General features: G+C 71.6%; 18 protein-coding genes and 1 pseudogene. 10 read left to right on the forward strand and 9 right to left on the reverse strand.

What is annotated here, in order from left to right; translation table 11 throughout:
* Positions 1–42: 42 nt before the first annotated feature.
* Positions 43–2,409: a hypothetical protein gene (locus MYMAC_RS19490; RefSeq protein WP_095959165.1), complete on the forward strand. Its 2,367-nt coding sequence runs from the start codon at positions 43–45 to the stop codon at positions 2,407–2,409.
* A 52-nt stretch (positions 2,410–2,461) separates the two neighbouring features.
* Here the strand turns inward: MYMAC_RS19490 and MYMAC_RS19495 are convergent.
* The 4 genes and pseudogenes from MYMAC_RS19495 to MYMAC_RS19510 form a co-directional block, all read right to left on the reverse strand.
* A pseudogene (locus MYMAC_RS19495) lies at positions 2,462–3,453 on the reverse strand (hypothetical protein).
* 105 nt (positions 3,454–3,558) lie between these two features.
* A complete protein-coding gene (locus MYMAC_RS19500) occupies positions 3,559–5,787 on the reverse strand; it encodes a serine/threonine-protein kinase (RefSeq protein ID WP_095959166.1) in 2,229 nt (742 codons plus the stop codon).
* Positions 5,784–7,448 carry an adenylate/guanylate cyclase domain-containing protein gene (locus tag MYMAC_RS19505; protein WP_013940563.1) on the reverse strand — a complete coding sequence of 555 codons (1,665 nt, stop codon included), beginning with the start codon at positions 7,446–7,448 and terminating at the stop codon, positions 5,784–5,786. Before MYMAC_RS19505 ends, MYMAC_RS19500 begins: the two co-directional genes overlap by 4 nt.
* A gap of 107 nt (positions 7,449–7,555) precedes the next feature.
* Positions 7,556–8,467, reverse strand: coding sequence for a type II toxin-antitoxin system TacA family antitoxin (locus MYMAC_RS19510; RefSeq protein WP_095959167.1), 912 nt, complete (start codon positions 8,465–8,467; stop codon positions 7,556–7,558).
* Positions 8,468–8,537: 70 nt separating this feature from the next.
* Between MYMAC_RS19510 and truD the strand changes: the two genes are divergently transcribed.
* The 7 genes from truD (at position 8,538) to MYMAC_RS19545 (ending at position 16,997) form a co-directional block, all read left to right on the forward strand.
* Positions 8,538–10,136, forward strand: coding sequence for a tRNA pseudouridine(13) synthase TruD (truD, locus tag MYMAC_RS19515; protein WP_095959168.1), 1,599 nt, complete (start codon positions 8,538–8,540; stop codon positions 10,134–10,136).
* Positions 10,137–10,247: 111 nt separating this feature from the next.
* The gene (locus MYMAC_RS19520; protein WP_239989634.1) at positions 10,248–10,817 is read left to right on the forward strand and encodes an RNA polymerase sigma factor; all 570 of its coding nucleotides are present in this window, start codon (positions 10,248–10,250) and stop codon (positions 10,815–10,817) included.
* Positions 10,814–11,317 carry a hypothetical protein gene (locus MYMAC_RS19525; protein WP_013940567.1) on the forward strand — a complete coding sequence of 168 codons (504 nt, stop codon included), beginning with the start codon at positions 10,814–10,816 and terminating at the stop codon, positions 11,315–11,317. Before MYMAC_RS19520 ends, MYMAC_RS19525 begins: the two co-directional genes overlap by 4 nt.
* A gap of 7 nt (positions 11,318–11,324) precedes the next feature.
* The gene (locus MYMAC_RS19530; RefSeq protein WP_204816807.1) at positions 11,325–12,758 is read left to right on the forward strand and encodes a DUF8173 domain-containing protein; all 1,434 of its coding nucleotides are present in this window, start codon (positions 11,325–11,327) and stop codon (positions 12,756–12,758) included.
* 234 nt (positions 12,759–12,992) lie between these two features.
* Positions 12,993–14,339: a 2Fe-2S iron-sulfur cluster-binding protein gene (locus tag MYMAC_RS19535; protein ID WP_095959171.1), complete on the forward strand. Its 1,347-nt coding sequence runs from the start codon at positions 12,993–12,995 to the stop codon at positions 14,337–14,339.
* On the forward strand, positions 14,336–15,853 hold the full coding sequence (locus tag MYMAC_RS19540) for an FAD-dependent oxidoreductase (protein WP_013940570.1): 1,518 nt from the start codon (positions 14,336–14,338) through the stop codon (positions 15,851–15,853). The genes MYMAC_RS19535 and MYMAC_RS19540 overlap by 4 nt, the downstream gene beginning before the upstream one ends.
* A gap of 349 nt (positions 15,854–16,202) precedes the next feature.
* Entirely contained in the window at positions 16,203–16,997 is a 795-nt protein-coding gene (locus MYMAC_RS19545; protein WP_095959172.1) for a trypsin-like serine peptidase, read from the forward strand.
* A 17-nt stretch (positions 16,998–17,014) separates the two neighbouring features.
* Here the strand turns inward: MYMAC_RS19545 and MYMAC_RS19550 are convergent, their stop codons facing one another.
* Positions 17,015–17,872, reverse strand: coding sequence for an SDR family NAD(P)-dependent oxidoreductase (locus tag MYMAC_RS19550; protein WP_095959173.1), 858 nt, complete (start codon positions 17,870–17,872; stop codon positions 17,015–17,017).
* A 155-nt stretch (positions 17,873–18,027) separates the two neighbouring features.
* On the opposite strand from MYMAC_RS19550, the gene MYMAC_RS19555 reads away from it, so the two are divergent.
* Entirely contained in the window at positions 18,028–18,495 is a 468-nt protein-coding gene (locus tag MYMAC_RS19555) for a universal stress protein (RefSeq protein WP_095961629.1), read from the forward strand.
* On the opposite strand, the gene MYMAC_RS19560 is transcribed toward MYMAC_RS19555, so the two are convergent.
* A complete protein-coding gene (locus MYMAC_RS19560; RefSeq protein ID WP_239988893.1) occupies positions 18,461–19,432 on the reverse strand; it encodes a hypothetical protein in 972 nt (323 codons plus the stop codon). The genes MYMAC_RS19555 and MYMAC_RS19560 overlap by 35 nt on opposite strands.
* Positions 19,433–19,693: 261 nt before the next feature.
* On the opposite strand from MYMAC_RS19560, the gene MYMAC_RS19565 reads away from it, so the two are divergent.
* A complete protein-coding gene (locus MYMAC_RS19565) occupies positions 19,694–20,209 on the forward strand; it encodes a hypothetical protein (protein WP_095959174.1) in 516 nt (171 codons plus the stop codon).
* Positions 20,210–20,228: 19 nt separating this feature from the next.
* On the opposite strand, the gene MYMAC_RS19570 is transcribed toward MYMAC_RS19565, so the two are convergent.
* The 3 genes from MYMAC_RS19570 to MYMAC_RS19580 form a co-directional block, all read right to left on the reverse strand.
* Positions 20,229–21,005 carry a lysophospholipid acyltransferase family protein gene (locus MYMAC_RS19570; protein ID WP_204816809.1) on the reverse strand — a complete coding sequence of 259 codons (777 nt, stop codon included), beginning with the start codon at positions 21,003–21,005 and terminating at the stop codon, positions 20,229–20,231.
* An 18-nt stretch (positions 21,006–21,023) separates the two neighbouring features.
* A complete protein-coding gene (locus tag MYMAC_RS19575) occupies positions 21,024–21,806 on the reverse strand; it encodes an exodeoxyribonuclease III (RefSeq protein WP_095959176.1) in 783 nt (260 codons plus the stop codon).
* 81 nt (positions 21,807–21,887) lie between these two features.
* Positions 21,888–23,681, reverse strand: coding sequence for a lamin tail domain-containing protein (locus tag MYMAC_RS19580; protein WP_095959177.1), 1,794 nt, complete (start codon positions 23,679–23,681; stop codon positions 21,888–21,890).
* Positions 23,682–23,742: the final 61 nt, after the last annotated feature.

Below are 23,742 nucleotides of genomic sequence, written 5' to 3' on the forward strand. Positions count from 1 at the left end.
CTCCGGCCCTGCGGCGGGAGGCATTCGCCTTGGGGGACGCGCATGAAGGTGGTCAACAAGCTGCTTGAGAAGCTTCCCGACGCCGTGGCTGGGAAGGTTCCCGACGTGAAGCTGCAGGACGAGGACATCAAGGTTTCGCTGGCCCAGGGGACGCTCACGGAGGAGAAGCTCCTCCCGCCGAAGCTGGCCATGCACGGCATCACCCTCTCCTTCGAGGCGACAGGCGAGGCGACCGTCCGCAACTTCAACTCGCCCGGCGACGTGGACGAAAACGGCATCGTCGGCGAGCCGCCCGCGGAGGGCGCCGAGTCCGGGCCGCGGCCCCAGCTCCTGCTGAGCAGCGACGTGGGGTGGATGCGCTACCAGGTGGCCGCGCGCGTGAAGGCCGCCGTGGGCACCCGCCTGTCGTTCCTCGCCTCGGAGCAGCAGACGGAGCTGTCCGTCACGCTCAGCGACTACCGCGCCCACCCGCTGGGGCAGAACATGCGCGAGGCCGCGCGCGCGGACCTGGCCGAGCTGCGCCTCATGCAGGCCACCGACCTGGCCAAGCTGGCGCCGGGGGACGCCGTGGCGTGGCAGGCCCGTGGCGCGCTCCAGTCGCGGCTGGAGCTCAACTGGGCGGACGTCTTCCCCGCCAACCTCAGTCGGCTCGGCTTCCTGCGCGGCAGCGAGCTGCTGTCGCTGAAGGTCAGCGCCAAGGCCAGCCTGTCCGCCCGGGTGTCCCTCACCGACGACTACCAGCTCAGCTTCTCCCGCGCGCGCCCTGGCCGCATCCAGGTCGCCGTGCGGAAGGTGAAGTCCCACGAGCAGACGCTCTCCGCCGGCCTGGGCATCACCGTGGAGCTGCTGGAGCCGGCGGCCGTGAAGGCGCAGGCGGGGCAGCTCCTGGAGGCGCTGCTGGGGCCCGTCCTGCGCGAGCTCGGCAAGAAGGGCACCACCGCGCTGGAGATGATGGACGGCCTGGTGGAGAAGGCCAGCAAGCTGAAGCTGGACGACCACCAGAAGCAGGTGCTGGGCCTGGTGCTGGAGCGGCTGGGCCTGGACGCGCAGCTCGCCGACCCGGCCAACCTTCCGCAGGCCTGGGCCGACTTCAAGGCCCGCGTCACCGAGGCGCTGGAGAACGCCGTCCGCTCGCACATCGCCGAGGGCTTCCAGTACGAATACCTGCGCCTGGCGGAGACCTCCACGCTGCTGGACGTGGTGGTGGAGGACGTCACCGCGATGCGCTTCCACGAGTCCCTGCTCAAGGGCAACCTGGTGGAGCTGCTCAAGTGGATGAAGAGCCTCCCCGCCCAGCAGGGCGAGTTCGAGCTGCGCGACTACCTGCACGCCACCACGCTCACCCGCCAGCAGGCCTACGGCTTCTCCCTGGGCCTGGGCTCGTTCGAGCTGCTCAAGGCGCGGAACGTCCACAAGCAGGCCTGGGTGGTGCAGGAGAACTTCCAGGGCGCCCGGCGCATGGCGTTCCTGGGACGCCGGGGCTACGAGGACAAGCTGCTGGGCGCGCGCGGCCAGTGGGTGGTGGACCTGAAGGCGGACATGGCGCGCTTCGCCCCCACGCCGGTGGCCGCCGACTTCGGCTACGGCCTGCACCTGATGCTGTGGGGACGGCAGAAGAAGCTGTCGCGCAAGGACCTGCACCAGGCGGTGGATGACGCCGTCGTCTGGGGCGTGCTGGACGCGAAGGACGCGGCGTCCGTCCTCACCGTCATGCAGGAGGACGTGGGCAAGCACCCCATTGAGACGCGGCTGGAGCTGAAGATGGCGGACGACTCGTTCCGCGCCCTGGTGCCCCGCATCCAGACGCTGGACCTGCCGCGCTTCTCACGCGCCTTGGCCCGCGCGCTCCCCTGGAGCGAGCAGCTCCCCCGCGCCTCCGCCGAGTTCCGGCGCGCCGTCTACGCCCCCATCTGGGAGGCCTACCTCCGCGAGGTGCAGGAGCAGGGCAGCCTCATGCTCAATGATTTGTCCCCCGCCCGCGCGGCGCAGATCGCCAGATGGTACTTCCAGAAGGACCCCACGGTGCGCGACCTGGGCAAGGACCTGCAGCTCATCGAAAGCGAGTACCGGCCAGGCGGCGGCAACTTCAGCTTCGCGGAGGTCATCTCCAAGAACCCCCACACGCTCCGGCGGTGCCGGGACTTCGTGAGCGGCATGGTGCGCCTGCGCCGCGCCATTGACGAGCGCAAGGCCCCGGACGAGCTGCGCACCGTGTTCGGCGAGCTGGAAGGCATGTGGACCACCGGCTTCCACCTGCGCGCCGCGGGCTCGCTGCTCGCGGACCTGGCGCAGTCCACGCCGCTGGGGCTCGCGGGCGTGGAGCGGACGCTCACCGTGCGGGTGGCGGACAGCGAGGAGCAGCTCGTGTTCTCCACCACGCGCGGCACCGGAAGCACAGGGGCCGCCTGAGCGGCGCCCTTCGCGCGGTCCGGGCGTCCGTGCCCGGGCCGCGCCGCGTCACTCACAGCGCCCGCGACAGGACGACGGCCGCGGCCATGGACAGCACGCCGGCCGCCGCGAAGTGCCGCCACGCCCGGCGCGCCAACGTCCCGCTGGTGGCGGGCGCCTGCGGGCCCAGCACCACCAGCGCGGGGCCGCCATCCCGTCCGCCCAGGACGTAGCTGCCTTCAGCCGGGCCGCGGCGCAGCTCGCCCACCACGAGGCAGGACTCCCCCGCCGTGCCCACGCGCTCCCAGGACAGGGCCTCGGGTTCGGCGCCAGGGCCCCAGGCCGCGGCGGGCCCCGGACGCGCGTCGGCCGTGGAAGGAACGCTCATTCCACCCGGGGCCGCCGCGCCGGGCCCCTCTGGCTGCGCCGTCTGGTACCAGGACGCGGGCACCGTCCCCGGCAGCGCCTTGCACCGGCGGACCTCCACCGGGGCCATCAGCGACGCGGGCGAGAAGGACACGGTGGCCCGGACGCGCTGGCCGCGCAGCGCCAGCACCGGCGCGTACGCGCGCTCACGCGACAGCAGCGCCCCACGCCGGCCGTCCGCCGCCACCTCGCGCACCTCCGCGTCGAAGAAGACACACGCGACGCCCCCGGGGGACGTCAGCGGCGCCTCCGCGTCCAGCACGCCGTGGTAGACGCCCCAGCCCGGTGAGTGGCCAGCCCGCAGGTCCGCCACGGCCTCATCCAAGGGCACCGGCGCCGAACCCCGCAGCACGTTGGCCCGAGAGCGGGCCCAGCCCCCCGCAGCGCCAGCCCCGCGGCCAGCACCAGCAGGACGGAGCCCAGGGCCTTGACGACAGTCTCGGAGGCCAGCACCGCCCCCGCCCCCTGGACGTGCTCCAGCACGAGCAACGACACCACCGCCAGGGCGCCGAACCAGAGCAGGGGCACGCGGTAGGGCCGGCCGGCCACGTCCTTCCGCCCGAAGGCGAAAGCCGCCACCAACAGCCCCAACAGGCACGCCGCGTACACCGGCGCCAGTGCCATGCGCCACAGCTCCATCCCGTCCCCCGTGAAGGCTCGCCGTGGGCTCCCTCCTGACGGAGCCCGCCGAGCGCAAGGTGGGGATGACCGGCCGTCCGCGCAAGCCCGCGCCTGGCGCCCGGGTCAGTCGGGGCCGGCGGCGACGCGGCGGACGGGCCGGGGCATCAGGTGACCCCGCACCTTCAGGTCGTCAAACGAGCAGGACAGGTTGCGGCAGCCCAGGGCCACCTTCGCCACGTGGTCCTCGAGCCCCACCAGCAGCTTGCGCGCGAAGCGCTCGTTGTTGAGGAACGCCTCCACCAGCACGCCGGAGTTGTTGCGGCGAAGCTGCAGCCGCACCTGGTAGGGGCCGTGGGCCGGCAGCGGCATCTCGTCCTCGACGAGCGCCTCCGTGTCCTGGGCGCTGTTGCCCACCACCTCGCGCCCGTCCGGCGTGAAGTAGCGCCAGGCCAGCCGCATGCCCACGTCGGGAATGGCGAACGCGGAGATCTGCGTGTCCTTGATGCGGAACGCCAGCTCTCCGTAGTGCTGCGCGTCCGCCTCCTGGGCGTACTCCGGCCCCAGCGGCGACACGTCCATCAGCACCTCGGCCGTGAACTCGTTGGAGGAGAAGTAGCGCTGGGCGATGTACGCGCGCGGAACCAGGCGCCGCCCGTTGGTCTCCTTGCCCGCCTGGACCACCTGGAGTTCCCCCTCCACGAGCCGCCACTGCCCGCTGTGGACGTTGATCTCCTCCTCGCCCTCGTTGAAGCCCAGCTCCAGGCGGGAGGTCCCTCCCGGTCTGGCGGGCGCCGCGAAGGACATCGTCGAGAACACCTCGCCGTAGGTGTTCGGCGGCAACACCAGGGGCTTGCGAGGCCGCCCGCGGTCGTGGTCCGAGCCGGCGGCGCCGCGCCGGTCCTCCCCCAACTGCAGGCTCACCGGCCCCACGAACCAGCGGACCGCGAGGCCCAGCACCGCGAGCCCGCCCACCAGGGACAGGCCGCCGCGCACGCGCCGCCAGCCCGTCCGGAGGTTGCGAGACAGCGCGCCCTGCCGGACCGGCCGCGCGGACGCGGGCACCAGGCGCCCGTCCAGGTCGGCCCGCGGCAGGTGCGGCCCGGAGCTGGTGGCGATCATCGCCTCCAGCGCCGCGCACAGGTCCGCGGCCTTCTCGTAGCGCGCGTGCGGGTCCTGCTCCAGCAGGCGGTCCACCACCGGGTCCACCCGCGGATCCACCCCCGGCACCTTCGCGGAGGGCAGCTTGAAGCGGCCCAGCGGCAGCTCCCCGGTGAGCACCTCGTAGAGGATGACGCCCAGCGAGAAGAGGTCCGCGCGCCCGTCCACGTTCTTCGCGTCGCGGCGCTGCTCGGGGGCCATGTAGTTCAGCGTGCCCATGGCCACCGACGTCGCGGTGAGCTGCAGGCGCGAGTCCGGCGCGCGGATGCCCGCCAGCCCGAAGTCCGCCACCTTCACGTTCCCCCGCCCGTCCAGCAGGATGTTCTCCGGCTTCAGGTCGCGGTGGATGATGCCCTTGTCGTGCGCGCACTCGATGGCCCGCGCCACCGACAGGATGAACTTCAGGCCCTGCTCCCGGGGCAGCCCGGCCGACATCGCCTCGCGCAGCGAGCGGCCTTCCACGTACTCCATGACGAAGTAGTAGTGCTCGCCCGCCACGCCCCGGTCGATGATCTGGACGATGTTCGGGTGGTTGAGCGCCGCCAGCGCCGTGGCTTCCTTCTCGAAGCGCGTGACGAACTCCGGGTCCTTCGCCAGCCGCGGCGGCAGCAGCTTCACCGCCACCGTGCGCCCCAGCGACTGCTGCCGCGCGAGCCAGACCTCGCCCATGCCGCCGCGGCCGAGCATCTCCAGCAGCTCGAAGCCCGGCAGGTCCACCTTGCCGGCCCCCACGAAGGTGCTGTCCTCCTGGTGCCCGTGCAGGTCGGAGCGCGCGCTGCCCGCGCCCGTCTTCGCGGACGAGCGCACCAGCGTCGGGTCCTGCGGCGCGTCCGAATCCCCCGCGCCGGGCAGGGCCACGCCGCTGATGGGCGCCGTCACCTCCGGCGGCCCGTTCACCGCGCCAGCGGGCCGCGCGGGCTCCGGAACGCGCGAGAGGGAGATTTCAATGCCTGGCTCCGGCTCCGCGTGGGGCACCGCCGTCACCACGCCGGACGTGCCGTTGGCGGGCGCGCGGCGCTCCGGGATGCCGCTGGCCGGGGGAGTCATCGTGTTGCGCGCCAGCTCGGCGGACACGTCACCCCGGCGGGCCTCGAAGCGGATGCCGCAACGGCACTGGACCCGCTGGCCGCTCACGTAGACGCGGATGTCGTGTTGATGGCCGCAGTTGGGGCAGGCCTGCGTCGTCGGGTTCATACGCGGCGCGAGGAAGAGGCGGCGGTGGTGTATTCCAGGCCATGGACGCGGTAGGTCGGCACGGCCTTCTCCTTGCCCTTCACCTGGAGGGCCGGCAGCCCCTCCACGTCGAAGCCGGCGCCCGCCCTGCGCACCGTGGTCTCGGAGGCCAGCACCTCACCACTCTTCGCCATGCCGCACAGGCGCGAAGCCGTGTTCACCGTGTCGCCAATGGCGGTGAACTCGTGGCGCTCCGCGCTGCCCATGTAGCCGACAACGGCTTGACCGGTGTTCACCCCGACGCCGACCTCGATGGGCTGCTTGCCGTCCGCCACGCGGCGGCGGTTCAGCTCCTGGACGGCGTCCTGCATCTCCAGGGCGGCCCGCAGCGCGCGGGCGGCGTCGTCCGGGTGCGACAGGGGCGGACCCCACACGGCCATGACGCAATCACCAATGAACTTGTCCAGGTTGCCCTCGTGGCGGAACACCACCCCGGCCATGGCGGTGAAGAATGCGTTCAGCATGTCTACCACCTCCTGCGGAGAATCGTTCTCCGAGATGGTGGTGAACCCGCGGATGTCCGCGAAGAGGCAGCTCACCTCCGCCAGGCGGCTCTGCGCCAGGTCTTCCGTCTCGCCGGCGATCACCGCGTCGGCCACGGCCTTGGACAGGAAGCGGCTGAGCTCCGCGCGCGTGACGGCCTCGGCTTGGATCTGCTCGGCCAGGGCCGCGTTCTCCAGCGCGATGCTCGCCTGCGAGGCGATGCCGGAGAGGATGGTCAAGTCCTTCTCCGAGAAGGCGTTGATCTGCTGGCGGCTGTCCAGGAAGAGCACCGCTTGAATCTTCCCGTTGACCTTCAGCGGCACCGCCATGGCGGACCGGATGCCCTGCGCGACGATGCTCTCCGCGGCGGAGAAGCGCTCGTCGATGATGGCGTCCGCCGTCAGTACCGCCTTGCCCGTCTCCACCACGCGCTTGAGCACGGTGTCGGACAGCATGACGTTGACGGCCTTGTCGGAGCGGTGGTGCACCGCCGACGGGATGAACTCGCCGTCCGCGGCCACCTTCAGGATGACGCCGTGGTCCGCGGCCAGGAGCTGGAAGGCCACCTTGAGGATCTGCTCGAAGAGCCCCGTCTGGCTGCCCTGCAGGCTCACCTGGCGGTGGAACTCATGGGCGATGCGCAGCTTCTCGTAGTCGCGCCGCAGGGCCTCCACGTCCGACACCTGCTCGGCGGGGCGGAAGTTCTGCGGCACCTGGTCCATCTGCGCCAGGAAGGCCGGCATGGAGATGGACTGCGCCACCACCGTGACGCCCGGCGCGGTGGGCGCGTTGGCCTGCGACGCGGGCTCGCCGCTGTGGAAGATGAGCCGCGAGGCGCCCAGGGAGATCTCGTCCCCGTCGCGCAGCTTGAGCTCCTTCACCCGGCGGCCATTCACGAAGGTGCCGTTGGACGAGCCCAGGTCCTTGAGGACGAAGTCCTTGCCCACGCGCTCGATGACCGCGTGCTCCTTGGACACCTCCCGGTCCACCAGCCGCAGCGTGTTGGACGGATGCCGGCCCAGGGACGTCGCCGGCCCCAGCGGAAACTCTCCGAGCGTGCCATCCGCGAAGCGCCCTGTCAGACGGGGGCCCCGAATCTGCCCGGGTTTGGGAGCGAATGGGACGGGGGACTGGCTCACGCGGAAATCCTCACCGGCCCGGACACTACCAGAGGCCATCGGCACCGGGGAACGCTCGGAAATCACCACTGAACGGCTGGCCAGCGGCCGCTCGCCGGAGCGGCGCCTCAGCGGCCAGGGGCCGCCCGCCCCTCCGAGCCGCCCGCCCGGATGGCCAGGCCCACGGACGGCATCAGCGTCACGCCGCCCAGGTCCCGCTCCACCCCGAAGAGCTGGGGCCTGCTGCGGAAGTAGCCCCCCGTCAGCTCGGCGTAGAGGTGGATGTACCGGTAGCCCACCGCGATGCCCAGCGTGGAGCCGATGAAGTGGCTGCCCACCGTGGCGGGAAGCGACGCGTCGAAGCCCGTCACCGGCTTGCCCTGCTGGGCGTAGTCCACCAGCCGCGCGTCCAGCCGGGTCCGGCTGTAGATGTACTTGGGCGCGGCGTAGAGCTTGAAGATGTCCCCCCAGTCCGCGCTCATGTAGAGGGGCACCTCCACGTCGTAGCGGCTGAAGTCCCCCATCTGCACCACCTCCAGCACGTCCAGCACCGGGCTGCTGAAGAAGTGCCGGGACACCCCCACCCCCAGGGCCAGGTCGAAGGAGCGCTGGCCCGGCTCCAGGTACCGGCCCACCTCGTCCCCGCCGTGGGCCAGCAGCACCTTGACGTCCCCGCGCAGGGAGATGCCGCTGTAGCGCAGGCCCACGTCCAGCCGGTCCACCACCCCCACCCGCAGCATCAGCTCCGGGTTGGCGCCCGGAGGGGCCACCATCAGCGCGACGCCCGCCGTCAGCAGCCGCTGCTGGGCCTCCTCGCTCAGCGAATAGGGGCGGTCGTCATCCACCGCGTCCCGGGCCGCCTCGCCCTCGGTGATGCCCGCGTCCACCACGTTGATGAGCGTCCCCACCGGGACGAAGACCCCCACCCCACCCGTCACCTGGACCTGGCCCGGCGCCAGCGTCCGGGCCGTCTGCTGCGTGGACAGCGTGGAGGCACACCCTGGCGCCAGGGCCAGGAGCAACAGGGGAAGAAAGCGCATGGGAAGTCACGTTATCCCCTTTCTGGCGCAGACGCTTCATTCCGGGGCGCCGCGCTGGTAAGGGGGCGCCGTGCGAATCAAACAAAAGCCCGAGGACTTCTCCGTCAAGGAGTCATACCGTTTCGACGAAGTCGACTCGGGACGTCACCGCGTCTACCTGATGGACAAGCAGAAGCTGTCCACCTTCGACGCCGTGACGCGGCTGCGGGACGCGTTCGGGCTCAAGCCGGGGGCCATCAGCTACTGCGGCCTCAAGGACAAGCAGGGCCGGACCGAGCAGATCATCGCGGTGGACGGCGCCGACGTGGACATGCAGGACCCCGACCTGCGCCTGAAGTACCTGGGCCGCACGGACAAGCCGCTGTCCGCCGCCAACATCACGTCCAACCGCTTCTCCGTCACGGTGCGCGCGCTCCAGCACGCGTCGCTGGGGCCCCTCAACGTGGCCGCCGCCGAGGTCAACCGCCTGGGCGTCATCAACTACTTCGACAGCCAGCGCTTCGGCTCGCTCAAGCACGGCCAGGGCTTCATCGCCAAGGACCTCATCCGGGGCGACTTCGAGGCCGCGCTGCACAACTACATGGCCAAGCCGTCCGAGCTGGACCGGACGGAGGACGCCAAGATCAAGGCCTTCTGGAAGGAGAACTGGGGCCGCTGGGACGCGCGCGTCCCCTACGAGGGCACGCGCAAGTACCACCGCGTCCTCAAGTCCCTGCGCGACCAGCCCGGGGACTACCTGCGCGCCTTCATGCAGATCGACGCGGACTACCGCGCCATGCTGCTCTTCACCTACCAGAGCTTCCTCTGGAACGAGGGCGTGCGGCGCTACCTCCAGTTGATGCTGCCGCGCGAGCACCTCTTCCCCATGCGCTACCAGGCCGGCACGCTGCTGTTCCACCGCGACGCCAGCCCGGAGGTGCTCCGCACGCTGCGCGACGCCACCTTCCCCCTGCTGGCGCCCAACTCCACGTTCAGCGACCCGAAGGTGGAGGAGGCCGTGCGCTGGGTGCTGGGCCGCGAGAAGCTCCGCCTGGAGGACCTGAGCATCCCCGGCGCCGAGCGCCGGCTCTACTTCAAGCACGAGGAGCGGCCCCTGCTGTCGTTCCCGCACAAGCTCGTGGTGGGCCGCACGATGCCGGACGAGCTCAACCGGGACGCCATCAAGGTCAACGTCGCCTTCACCCTGCCGCCGGGCGCCTACGCCACCCTGGTCATCAAGCGGCTGTTCCACTTCGAGTACGCCGAGGACAGCGCGGAGACCATCCGCGCCTCGCAGCGGCCGAAGCTGGCGGAGGCCGAAGCAGAGGCCGCCGCGCAGCTCCCCTCCAGCCGCCGGGGTCCTCCCCGCCGGGACGGGAGCGGCGCGCGCCAGGCGGGCGACAGCCGCCGGGGCGCCGGAGACCGCGAGCCCCGCGGCACGGGCGCCCCGGGTCGCCGCCGCGCCGGCCCCCGGGAGGTGGAGCTGCTGGAGCCCGTCTCCGGCCGCGCCCGGACGCTCGCCGCCAAGGCCCCCGAGGCCAGGCCGGCGGAGCCCACCCCGCCGCTGGGCTTCCGGGAACGGCAGCGCCAGCGCAAGGACGCCCGGTCCGCCGCCCGCGCGGAGACCGAGGCCCGGCGGACGGCCAAGCCCAGCGCCAAGGCCAAGCCGCCGAAATCACGGAAGAAATAAAGATGTCTCCCGGGGATGAAATGGGCGGGCGGGTGCGCCGTAGGACAAGGCGTGAACGCTCTTGCCCTCGACGACGCTCCCGGGACGCTCGCCCATGCCATCGGGATGCTGATGGCTGAGGAAGCCCCCCCGCTTCCCTGGAAAGCGGACGTGCAGGCCGCCCGCCGGGGTGACCCGTCCGCCTTCGAGTCCCTCATCCGCAGCGTGCAGCGCCCCGTCTACGGCCTGGCGCTGCGGCTGCTCCAGAGCGACGCCGAGGCCGCGGAGGTGGCGCAGGAGGCGCTGCTGCGCGCCTACCAGAACCTGCACCGCTACGACGACGCGCGCCCGTTCGACCTCTGGGTGCTCGCCATCACCCGCAACCTCTGCCTGGACCTGCTCCGCCGGCGCACCAAGGTGCGCACCGAGGAGCTGGAGCCCATGAAGGAGGTGCTCCCCAGCGATGAGGCGTCCCAGGAGGAAGGCGCCATCGCCCGCGAGGAGCGCCAGTCCCTGGAGGAGGCCATGGCCACCCTGTCCGTCGAGGACCGGGAGGTGCTCGCCCTCTATTACGTCCAGCGGCGCACGACGAAGGAGATCGCCCAGGTCATGGGCTGCGCGCCTGGCACCATCATGGCGCGCCTCTTCCGGGCCCGTGAGAAGCTGCGCAAGAAGATGACGACCGAGGAGGCTCCGCGATGACTGCCCACCTGTGCCCGGACCTCGAGGTCCTCTTCACGGAGCTGGAGGCGGGGGAAGGGCCCGCGCTGGACCACGCCGCCGAGTGCGAGGCCTGCGCCGCCGTCCTGGAAGAGCACCGGCTGATGGAGAACGACTTGTACCGGCTGGCGGATCCGCTCCCGCCGCCCACCCTGGTGGCCAGCGTCATGGCGCGCGTGTCCACCGAGCCCGTGCCCCGGCGCCGGGAGGTCTGGTCCGGCCTGGCCATCCTGCTGACGTCGATGCTGGGCGGGCTGGGCTACCTGGTGATGAGCGACCAGGCGCTCGGCCGGCTGGGGACCGGGCTGGCCTCCGTGCTGGTGCAGGGGCGGCCCTTCGTCGAAGGCGTGCTCAGCGGCGCCCACGCGTTGTGGTCCACCGCGGGCCTCACGGTGGCCTGCTCCCTCGCCTTCCTTCTGCTGACCTCGCTGTATGGCCTCAAGCGGCTCGTCGGCACCGGGCCCACCCCTTCCGGAGCGTGAGCGAACCATGAAGATCCTCCCTCGAATCCTCTTCCCCGCTCTGCTGCTCGGCGCCCCCCTCGCGCTCGCCCAGGACGCGGCGCCCAGGGCCGACGTGACGGCCTCCGCCCCCAGCACCATCGACATCAGCTTCCGCGGCTCGCTGCGCGACGCCCTCAAGACGATCGCCGACAAGGGCGGCCTCAACCTCGTCGTCACCGGCGACCTGGACTCCCCCGCCGAGGTCCACCTGCGCGGCGTCACCGCGAACCAGGCCCTGCGCACCGTGGCCCGCGCCTACTCGCTGCGCCTGGACCAGGACGGCTCCATCTACACGCTGCGGCCCATGACGGAGCAGGAGCAGCAGGCCGCCGAGTCGGGTGAGGCCCCGGCGGACGCCGCCGCCAGCGCCCCACCGGAGGCGGCGGCGCCCCCCGTCGCCATCCCGCCCATTCCGCCCCTCCCCGACCTGCCGGATTCGTTCCCCGAGGAGGCGCGCGATGAGATGAAGCGCGCCCGGGAGGAGATGAAGAAGGCGCGCGACGAGGTGCGGCGCAGCATGCGCCGCAAGGGCAGCCGCGACGTGGTGGCGCGCGGACAGAACCTGGAGGTGAAGGAAGGCCAGGCGGTGGAGAGCGCCGTGGTGTACGGCGGCAACCTGGTGGTCAACGGCCACGTCAAGGATGACGCGGTCGCCTTCGGCGGCAACCTGGAGGTCCACGGCCGCGTGGACGGGGACGCCCACGCCTTCGGCGGCAACGTCATCCTGGGGCCGGACGCGCGGGTGGAGGGCGACGTGTCTGCCTTTGGCGGCTCCGTGGAGCGCGACGACGACGCCCAGGTGGAGGGCAGCATCGAGTCCTTCGGCGGCGCCGGCATCGGCCGCATGGTGGCCGGGGAGATCAAGAAGGGCGTGAGGGAGGCCAAGGACTCCGAGCGCCACAGCGACGACGACGACGGCGGCGCGGGCCTGGCGGGCTTCATCCTCACCTTCGCGGTGCTCTTCGGGCTCGGCTTCATGGGGCAGATGTTCTTCCCCGCGCGCATGAAGCAGCTCGGTGAGGAGGTCCGCCGCAAGCCGGTGCAGACGGGGCTCATCGGCCTGTTCGGACTGGTGGCCATCGCCATCCTGTCGGTGGTGCTGTGCATCATCATCATCGGCATCCCCGTCGCCCTGGTGCTGCTGATGGCGACCCCCCTCGCCACGGCGCTGGGCTTCGCGGCGGTGGCAAGCGAGCTCGGCACGCGGCTGCCCGTCCTCAGGGGCCGCAAGACGCAGGCGGTGGTGCTGGCGCTCGGCCTGCTGGTGCTGATGCTGCTGGGCGCCCTCCCCATCGTGGGCCCCCTCATCACCGTCACCGTCGCATTCATGGCCCTGGGCGCGGTGATTCGCACCCGCTTCGGGCAGCGGCCGCAGGGCATGCCGGAGCCCATCATCCCTTCGAGCGATCAGCCCGTCTGACAAGGATTGCCGGGTGCTTTGCCCGGCGCGTCATCCTCCGACGCGCGTCTTCCAGGGGACTGTCACGGGCGCCTCACGGCCCGGGGCGGTCCCCGCTCGTTTTTCCGTGTGTGCCTTAGCCAGGCTCGGGCGCGCCATCACCGCGCCTGTCAGGCGGGTGTGTTGGGCATGGCGCGTCATGGCTTCAGAGGCTTTGACCGCCCGGTCCGCGTAAGCCATTTTGCGCCCCACCCTATGCGACGCCTTCCCGACGTACCGCCGCGCGGCCGGGCCATCACCGTGGACCTCGAGGGCGAGAGCCTCCCCGCCATCGAAGGTGAGCCGGTGGCGTGCTCGCTGGTTGCCGCGGGCGAGCCGCTGCTCGCCCGCTCCATCAAGTACCACCGGCCGCGAGGCCCCTACTGCTTCGCCGGGGCCTGCTCGCATTGCCTGATGCGGGTGGACGGGGTGCCCAACGTCTACACCTGCCGCACGCCCGCGCGGGACGGCATGAAGCTGGAGCGGCAGAACGCCTACCCCTCCGCGAAGGTGGACCTCTTCGAGAGCATCGACTGGGCCTTCCCCAAGGGCATGGACCACCACGAGATGTTCGCCGGCGTGCCGGTGGCCGAGCAGGTGATGGCCAAGGTGGCCCGGCAGCTCGCCGGGCTGGGCCTGCTGCCCAAGGCGCCCGCGCCCGCGCTGGCGCCCGCGCGCGCGGTGCGCACCCGCGTGGCCGTGGTGGGCGGCGGCGCCGCGGGCCTGGCGGCGGCGCGCGTGCTGACCGAGCGGGACGTGGGCTTCCTCCTGATTGAACGGGACGACGCGCTCGGCGGCCGGCTCGCGCATGGCGCGCCGGAGGCCGGTGGCCCCAGCCTGGATGACGTCCACCGCCTCTCCCCCAGCAGCGTGATGACGCGGGCCACGGCGCTGGGCCTGTATGACGACGAGGGGGGGCGCTTCCTCGCGGTGGGCACCTGGGAGGCGGACGCGCCGCGCCTGGTGAAGGTGTACTCGGAGCGCTTCCTGCTCACGCCCGGCGGGCACCCGCCCACGCTGCCCTTCGAGAACAACGACCTGCCCGGCGTCTACGCGGGCCGCGCGGCCAGCCTGCTGCTGCGCCGCTACGACGTGGCCCCGGAGACGGCGGCCCTGGTGGGCTGGGGCGCGGAGCTGCACGCGCTGGCGAACCTTCTCCACGAGCGCGGCACGAAGGTGGTGGCGGTGGTGGACCTGAGGGACACGCCGCCTCCGGGCGCCCACGCCACGGCGGTGCGCGGCGGCGAGCCCAAGGCGCATGGCCTGCGCGGCGTGAGCGCCTTCAGCTACACGCGCGAAGGCGGCGGCCGGGAGAAGGTGTCGTGTGACGCGGTGCTGGTGTCCGTCCCCGTCAGCCCCAGCTTCGAGCTGGCGCGGCAGGGCGGCGCGAAGGTGCCCTTCGACGAGCAGCGCGGCCTCTTCGTGGTGGAGACGGACGCGGACGGCCGCACCCAGGCCCAGGACGTGTACGCCGCGGGGGACGTCACGGGCGGAGGCACGGCGAAGGACGCGGCGGCGGCCGGACGGCGCGCGGCCCAGGCGCTGGTGGGAGGGCTGTCATGAGCAAGGCGATGATCTGCTCCTGCGAGGACGTCACCGTCGACGACATCCGTCACGCGGTGTCCCGGGGCTTTTGTGACGTGGAGTCGGTGAAGCGCTACACCGGCTTCGGCACCGGCATCTGCCAGGGCAAGAGCTGCACGGCGGCGGTGGCCGCGCTGCTGGCGAAGGAGAAGGCGCTCAAGCCCGCGGCGGTGGTGCCCTTCACGCCGCGCCAGCCGCTCTACCCCACCGAGCTGCGGATGATGGCCTCCGCGCCCGTGGACGAGTCCCAGCCCCCCGTGGGCGGCCTGCCCCAGGAGGTGGACCACTTCCCCGCCGCGCTGCGCCCGGAGGGCCCGGTGCCCGCCAGGGCGAAGGTGGTCATCATCGGCGGCGGCATCATGGGCCTGGCGCTGGCGTACAACCTGGCGCGCGCCGGTGAGACGGACGTGGTGGTGCTGGAGCGCGGCTACCTGTGCGCGGGCGCGTCCGGCCGCAACGGCGGCGGCGTGCGCATGCAGTGGGGCACCCCCTCCCTGGTGGAGCTGGCCAAGCGCTCCATCGGCCTGATGAAGGGCTTCGCGCGCGAGCTGGGCATCAACGTGTGGCTGCGCCAGGGCGGCTACATCTTCATGGCCAAGACGAAGCCGGTGGCCCAGCGGCTGGAGCGCAACGTCTCGCTGCACAACCGCTTCGGCGTCCCCACCCGCCTCATCACCCCGGACGAGGCGCGCGGCATCGTCCCCGGCCTCACGCTGAAGGACTGCCTCGTCGCGTCCTACAACCCGGAGGACGGCGTCATCTTCCCCTGGCCCTTCCTCTGGGGCTACGCGCAGGGCTGCCAGAAGCGCGGCGTCCGCGTGGAGACGTACACCGACGTCACCGGCTTCGAGACCAGCGGCGGCCAGGTGCGCAAGGTGAAGACGACGCGCGGCGACATCGCCTGCGACACGGTGGTGCTGGCCGCCGGCGCCTGGAGCCCCCAGGTGGCGAAGCTGGTGGACGTGAAGCTGCCCAACGAGCCGCACCGGCACGAAATCCTCAGCACCGAGCCGCTGAAGCCCTTCCTGACGCCGCTGGTGTCGGTGCTCGACAGCGGGCTGTACTTCAGCCAGTCCATGCGCGGCGAAATCGTGGGCGGCATGGGCGACGCCAAGGAGCCCGCGGGCCTCAACATGGGCAGCACCCTGCGCTTCGTGTCGCGCTTCGCGCAGGCGGTGATGGAGCAGCTCCCCCAGGTGGGCCACGTGAAGGTGCTGCGCCAGTGGGCCGGCTGCTACGACGTGACGCCGGACAACAACCCGATTCTGGGCCGCACCCCGGGCCTGGACAACCTGCTCCAGATGTCCGGCTTCGTGGGCCACGGCTTCATGATGGCCCCCGCCGTCGCGGAGCGGATGGCGAAGTGGATGGCCACCGGCGAGTCCGACGAGCTCTTCACCCGCTTCAACCTCCGGCGCTACTCCGACGCGGCCGGCCATTCGCGCGAGTTCGGCTCCGGCACGCTGGAGCGCGAGGACATGGTCATCGGCTGAGGCCTCCCGCCTCGCGGCGCCCGGGCCGCGCCTGGCCCCCGCTTCCCCGGGGCCGGACGCGGCCCCTGTATTTTTCCGGAGCCTGTCCTGCCCCAGGACAACGGCGGGGGCGCGGATTGACCCGGGACACGCCAGCTCAGGATAAACTCGCAACTCGCGAAAACAATTGGCGCCCGCCACACGCCTTGTGAAGTGCCTTTACATCAGCAACTGAGTTGCCTGGACAGGGACGCACCAGTCGCGCGTGCCGGCGTGGAGCGCGCTCAGAGTGGAGCCCCGCGGAACGCGCGCATGGCACGGCGCGTGCCTCGGGGCCTCGCCGCGCAATCTCGCGCGAGGAGGTGTTCCGATGTTCCCGAAGAGCGTTCGTGCGCTGTTCCTGGTGGGAGCCCTGTCTGCCTGCGGTACCGAAGCGCCCCCCGACGTTCCGGACGCGGACGGCCAGGAGCCGCTCCAGTCGCAGGAGGCCGACGTCATCGTGGGCTCGGTGAACTGGGTGAGCGCCACGACGCTCTCCGGCACGCAGCGCACGCGCTCGCGCGCGGTGGGCTACCTGTCCATCCCCGCGGTGGGCTCACGCTGCACGGCGTGGCTGGTGGCGCGCGACGTCATCATCACCAACAACCACTGCATCGGCAGCAGCTCCGAGGCCTCCGGCGCGCGCGTGTCCTTCAACTACGAGGACGGCGTCAGCGCCTCCGCCCGCGTCTGGTACAACTGCGGCACCCTCATCCGCACCTGGGCGAGCGACGACATGACGGCGCTGCGCTGCACCGCCACCAGCGGGCGGCTCCCCGGTGACGTGTACGGCGTGCTGACGGTGGCCAGCACCAACGCCGCCACGGGCGCCAGCGTCTACGTGGTGCACCAGAACTGCGACTACTACACGTCGAGCGGCTGCACGCCGACGAAGAAGTCCTCGCCGGGCGTGGTGCGCAACGCCAACTACAGCAGCACGGACCTGTCCTATGACGCGGACACGCTGGGCGGCTCGTCGGGCTCGCCCGTGCTGTCCTCGTCCTCGAACCAGGTGGTGGGGCTGCACCACATCGGCCTGGGCGGCAACTCGCAGGGGCGCGGCACGGCCAACACCGGCGTGAAGGCCACCCGCGTGAAGGCCCGCCTGGCGGAGATTGGCCTCTGAGGCCCGTCACCCCCGCCTCACCCGGGTGACGGTTCACCCGACACGGGCAGCGCCGCCGGGGCCTGTCGTGGGAGCAGGAGCTGCTCCCGTTGCAGGCCCCGCAGCGCCATCCGCCCCAGGCTCCGCTTGAGCCCGCGTGGCAGCAGCGGCAGCAGGCGCATCACCCAGCGGTGGCCCAGGCCGGGGTACACCAGGGGCTCACCGCGCTCGAAGCCGGCGAGCGCCTCGCGGGCGCACCGCTCCAGGGACAGGTGGAAGAAGGGCGTCTGGCCGTCCGCGCCCTCCAGGCCCGCCTCCCACAGCGGCCCGGGGGCCACGCGCGTCACGGTGACGCCCTGCCCCTCCACCTCCAGGCGCAGCGCCTCCGTGAAGCCATCCAGGAAGCGCTGCGAGGCCGCGAAGGCCGCCGAGCCCGGCAGGATGAGCTGCGCCGCGCCGGAGCCGATGTTGAGGATGCCGCCCCGGCCCCGCTCCAGCATGGGCTTGAGCAGCCGGTGCGTCAGCAGCGCGGGCACCCAGACGTTGGCGCGCAGCATGGCCTCCACGCGCTCCCAGCCCTCCTGGGCGTAGAGCCCCTGGTCGCCCTCCGCGGCGTTGTTCACCAGGACGTCCACGCGGACGAACTGCGCCTCCAGCGAGGCGAGCAGCGCGTCCACCTGCCGTGGATCACACACGTCGTAGGATTCGACGAGCACGCCCAGCGTCGGGTAGTTCAGCAGCAACTCTTCGCGCAGCGGCTCCAGGGCCTGGGCCTGACGGTCCACGAGCACCAACGTCCGGACGCGACGGGCCAGCAGCCGGGCAAGCTCCCGGCCAATCCCCCTGGCCGCTCCGATGATGAGCACGGTTCCCTGGTCGATAGGGAGAGGACGCATGACGAAATCCTCCGTGGGTTGAGGTGCCCATCCTGCGCACGGCCTGCGCGCGCCGCCGCGCCCTGCGCAAGGTTTGCACGCCTGGACAGCAGGCGGCCCTGACGGCGCTGGGACGCCACTTCCATCTGGGGCGCGGCATGCCCAGAAAAAAGGGCATGGCCACTGTTTCCAGAATCCTCGTTCCCGTGGACCTGTCGGATGGCTCCCGGGAGGTCATCGACTACGCGGTGAAGCTCGCCCGGCCCTTCAAGGCCTCCGTCGAGGTGGTCCACGCCTGGGAGCCGCCCCAATACGTGGCGCCGGACCTGCTGGTGGCGGCGCCGGGGTGGAACTCCCAGTCCCTGGAGCACGTCGCCGTGGAGACCGCCACCAAGGAGCTGACGGCGCAGGTGAACCAGGGCGAGCCGCCCGGCGTCCCGGTGAGCCAGAAAATCGTCGTGGGGGAGGCGGCGTCCACCATCCTCGACCTCGCCGAGCAGGAGAAGTGCGACCTCATCGTCATGGGCACCCACGGCAGGCGCGGCCTGCCCCGCCTGCTGCTGGGCAGCGTGGCCCAGAAGGTCGTCGCCCGCGCGTCCTGCCCGGTGCTCACCCTCCACGTGTCCGAGCAGAAGCCGCACTGACGCGCCTCACGTCCCCGGGTGGAGAAGCCGCCCGCGCCCCTGCCTTCCGGCGCGCGGCGAGCACCGTGGGCACGGCCAGCACCGCCATGGCGGCGACGACCAGCGCGGCGCCCGTCAGCTCCAGGGCCCCCGCGCCCGGCGCGCCCAGCGTGACGGCCAGCACCCCGGTGGCCAGCACCCCGGCGAGCACGCTGGAGGCGCGGTTCACCGGCACGCAGTAGGCATTCTCCCGCCCGTCCAGGAGGATGAGGCCGCCGAAGATGCCGGTGGCCTGGGACAGCAGGCCCACGGCGATTTCGGAGAGCAGGTGGCCCCGTGACAGGGCCTCGGTGAAGCCCGCGCGGAGGTCGCCGAGCACGCCCTCTCCGCCCAGGAGGGCCAGCACCGCCAGGGTGCCCACCAGCAGCGGCGTGGCCACCATCTGCTCCTCCACGAAGTAGCGGATGGAGACCTCGCGCTCGCCCGACTTGGCCAGGTGGCTCATGGCGCGCAGCCGGAAGAAATAGGCCGCCAGGTACACGCCCACGTCCGCCGCGGCCAGCAGCGTCAGCGTGGGACTCACCGACGAGCCGGCGGCCACCGCCACCGCCGCGAAGCTCAGCCCCAGCGCCGCCCATGAAGGCCAGCGCACGCGCCGGCCACTGAGGACATCCACCAGCGGCGCCAGGACGAGCACCCCCCCGCGCATCAGCAGCATCATGAAGACGATGGACGCCCCCGGCAGCGTGTACGCCAGCGTCGTGGTGCCGATGATGGCCGCCGAGCACACTCCGGACAGCAGCGTCCACCGCCCCGGTACAGGCACCTGGAAGCCCAGCACCTGACGGTGCCCCGCGTAGCGCCACCAGCGCATCACCGTGAGGAAGGAGAACATCCCCACCAGCGAGGCGGCGGTGCTCACCGGCAGCAGCGTGAAGCCGGAGATGCCCTCCCCCATGCCAGGCAGGTCCCCCCCGGACAGCGCCTTCGTGAGCGCGCTGTAGGGGGCATAGGCCGCGAAGTAGCCCAGGGCATACCCCCAGATGCTCAGGTCGCGGACGTCATCGTCTTGAAGGGATGGGGAGGGCAGGACGTGTTCCGGGGCGCGGGTTGGAACACTCGCTGTGCAAGCCGCACGCCGGACGCATGCGCCGGGCGGTGCAATCACTTCCACGCGGGGCCGTATGCAGGGGTGTCCCGGCTTTCACTGGAGCCCTTCATGCGCGCGTCCCCCCTTGCCGTCCTGGTCCTCGCCCTCTCCACCCCCGCCCTCGCCGAAGACGACGCGAAGCCCCAGAAATGGAAGGTGGTCTGCGCCACCCAGTCGAAGGATGGCAGCCGCGCCGTCCAGGGCACGGACCTCGTCATTGAAGCCGGTGAGCAGGTGAAGGACGGCGTCGCCGTGGAGGGCGACGTCATCGTCCGCAAGGGCGCGCGGGTGGAGGACGTCGTCGCCATCCGCGGCCGCGTCATCGTCGAGCCCGGTGGCCGGGTGACGGGCAGCGCGGTGTCCCTGGGCGGAGAGGTCCGCGTCCACAAGGGCGCCGCCGTGGACGGAGACGCCATTGCCCTGGGGGGACGGCTGAAGGTGGATCAGGACGAGGCGGTGAAGGGAGACAAGGTCAGCCTCTCCTTCGAGATTGGCGGCCGGGACATCGTGCGCGGCTTCATCGAGGGCGTGCTCGACGAGGAGACCGGCTGCCACATCGTCGACGAAGACACCCAGGACGTCTGAGGCCGCCGGGGGGGCCGCGTCACGCCGCGTTGGCGGAGCCCGGCGCCTCCGGGGCGTCCACGCGCGTGAGCGGCATCAGCGAGGCGCGCAGCGTCAGGATCTGCTCGCGGGCCAGCGTCTTCAGCGTCTCCACGTCCGCCAGCGTCATCCCCTTGGTGGAGATGGGCGTGCCCACCGTCACCAGGCCGCGCGAGGTGGCGAAGCGCCAGGAGTGCTTCGGCAGCGCCCGCCGCGTCCCGCTCACCGCCAGGGGCAGCACGTCCGCCTGCGCCTCGATGGCCAGGCGGAACGCGCCGTCCTTGAAGGGCAGCAGCTCATCCGTCTTCGAGCGCGTGCCCTCCGGGAAGATCATCACCGGCATGCCCTTGGCCAGCCACTGGCGGCACTTCGCCATGGCGCCCGTGGCCGAGTCCCTGTCGCCGCGGTGCACGGGGATGTCACCCGCCATCCACATGCTCCAGCCCACCACGGGAATCTTGAAGAGGCTGGCCTTGCCTAGCCACTTCATCTCCCACGGCAGGTGCGAGATGAGGAACGGGTCCGCGTTGGACTCGTGGTTGCTCACCACCACCGTGTTCGGCGCGAGCCTGTCCGGCACCGCGCCGTGCACGCCGAAGCGCCAGAACGGCGTCAACTTCGCCGCGGTGACGCCGATGAGCCGGAAGCAGCGCCCCGTCACGTGGCGCTTGCGGTCGAAGGCCCAGGTCAGGATGGCCAGCGAGAGCTGCACGAAGAAGCCGACCAGCGCCACCAGGCCAATCTCGATCCACGTCCAGATGGAGAGCAGTGCGTTCATGAGAGCCTCGAACAAGCGTCAGCGAACCGCGGGGTCCAGGTCCACGCTCACCGGACAGTGGTCCGAGCCGAGCACACCTGGGTGGATGCCAGCCTTGCGCACGTAGGCCATGGCCGCCGGCGAGGCCAGGACATAGTCGATCCTCCAGCCGATGTTCTTCTCCCGGACGCCGGCCCGCTGACTCCACCACGAATAGTGGCCCCCGCCCTTGTTGAAGTGGCGGAAGGTGTCCACCCAGCCCGCACGAATCCAGCGGTCGAACTCCTCGCGCTCCTCGGGCCGGAAGCCGCTCGTCTCGCGGTTCTCCTTCGGCCGCGCCAGGTCGATTTCTTGATGCGCCGTGTTGAAGTCCCCCATCACCAGCACCCGGCCGCCGTCGCGCAGGGGCTTCTCCAGGCGCTCGAAGAGGCGCCGGTAGAAGGTCAGCTTGTAGGGGATGCGGCTGAGGTCCCGGTCCTTCCCGTTGCCGTTGGGGAAGTACCCGTTCACCACGGTGAGCTTGCCGAAGCGGGCGATCTGCAGGCGCCCCTCCACGTCCAGCTCTCCCACGCCGAGCACCGTCACGACCTCATCGGGCTCCAGGCGGCTGTACAGGCCGACGCCGCTGTATCCGGGCCGCTCCGCCGCCACGAAGTGCGTCTTCCACCGGGGCGGTGAGCGCACCTCGTCGGGGAGCTGGTCGGCGCGCGCGCGGACCTCCTGCAGACCTACGACTTGCGCCCGGCACCCCGCCAGCCAGGGCAGGAAGCCCTTGCGGTGCACCGAGCGCAGTCCGTTCACGTTCCACGAAACGACTCGCACGGGGAAGGCTTATGGCCCGCCCCGTGCGGTATTTCCAGCCCCGACCGCACGCACGGGCGGTAGGGGCTGGGAGACTGCCTGCTACGGCTCGGCGGGGCTCGACGCGTTCTGCGGCTGACGCGCCGGGCGGAGGATGAAGTCCGCCGCGTTGTCGTTCGAGTCGTGGCCGTTGCCCAGCAGCGCGTCCGCGCCGTCGGTCATCGTCTCCACGGTCGAGGCGGCCGAGGCCTTGCGCTCGAAGCTGCCAGCCTCCGGCGGGTACCCGGGCACGGGCGTCCCCTCTGCCGCGTTCGCGCGGAGGTAGCCCACCGTGTCCACGACCAGCGGCGAGGAGAGGCCGTCGGACACCGCCAGCTCCGGGTAGCCGATGCGCACGTGGCCACCGTTGTTGTTGGCCGCCAGGTTCAGGGTGTTGTTCCAGTTCGCGTCACCCGCCACGGTGTTGCCACTCGTGGAGGCATAGCCACCGGAGACGGCCAGGTAGTATCCCCGAGCCGGGATGATGGCGTCGTCGGGCAGCGTGAACGAGGCGTTGTAGTTGGCGCTGCTGTAGGCCTTGTACTGGATCTTCCAGTTGGAGATGTCCACCGGGCTCGACGTGGGGTTGTAGAGCTCGACGAACTCATCGCCCGCGCCACCCTCGCCCTCCACCGCGAACTCGCTGATGACGATGTGGCCCGCGCCGCTGCCGCCGCCAGTCACCTGCACCGCCGCCGCGATGGACGAACCGTTCAGCGACGCCACGAGCTGGCCCTCGCCGCCCTCGGTGCCGGCGGCGAAGTCGAACTTGGCGGTCAGGCTGTTGGCCGGCACCGTCACCGTCGCCGGCACCGTGCCGAGCGAGGCGGGCTCCAGCGCGAGCTGGATGTCCGTGGCCTGCGCCGGGGGAACGTCCAGCTCCACCGTGAAGCTCTGCGTCTGACCCGCGCTCACAGAAATGACCTCGGGCGACAGCGTGGCCACTTCGGCGGCCTGATCCACCGCCAGCACCCGGACCGTGGCCTCGCGCGTGTCGTTGCCCAGCGTGGCCGTCAGCGTCGCCTTGTCCGTCTCCGGATCCGCGGCGAGGTCCGCCGTCACCGGCACCGTGGCGGAGCGCTCACCCGGGGCGATGCGCACCATGTTGCCCTGCACGCTCAGGACGGGGCTGGAGGAAGCGACCTCCACCCAGACCTCCGCCGGAGCGTCCTCACGCAGGCGCACCGTCAGGACCTCGGGGAACGTGGCCCCCGTGGTGCCGGAGCGCGCGAAGGTGCCCGTCGGACCAAAGCTGTCCAGCGAGACCTGGACCGTGCCCGCATCCGTGCCAGCGTCGTCCTCGGTGCCCGCGTCGGTGCCGGAGTCGGGCTCACCGGAGCCGCCGTCCTCGTCCGTACCGGAGTCCGGCTCGCCAGAGCCGCCGTCCTCGTCCGTACCGGAGTCCGGCTCGCCAGAGCCGCCGTCCTCGTCCGTACCGGAGTCGGGCTCACCGGAGCCGCCGTCCTCTTCACCGGTGCCGGCGTCGTCCTCGCCCGTGCCGGCGTCCTCGGTGGTGCCGGCGTCGTCCTCGATGATGATGCCGCCGTCCTCTTCACCCGTGCCGGCGTCGTCCTCGCCCGTGCCAGCGTCCTCGGTGGTGCCGGCGTCGTCCTCGATGATGCCGCCGTCCTCTTCACCGGTGCCGGCATCCTCGTCCGTGCCCGCGTCGCCCGTGGTGGGGCGGCAGGAGTTGTCACAGCGGTCGTCGTTGGTGCGATTGCCGTCGTCGCACAGCTCGCCAGACTCGACGCGGCCGTTGCCGCAAACAGGGCCGGGGGCGGGATCGTCGCCACAGGCGGACATGGAAAGGAGCAGCGCGGACAGCGGCGCCAGCAACTGCCGGTAGGACCAAGGCATGGGTAAAGAGTCTCCGTTGAAACTGGAAGAGCCCCCTGCATCCCATATCTGTCACCCACGA

The organism is Corallococcus macrosporus DSM 14697, from assembly GCF_002305895.1.
Classification (GTDB): Bacteria; Myxococcota; Myxococcia; order Myxococcales; family Myxococcaceae; genus Myxococcus; species Myxococcus macrosporus.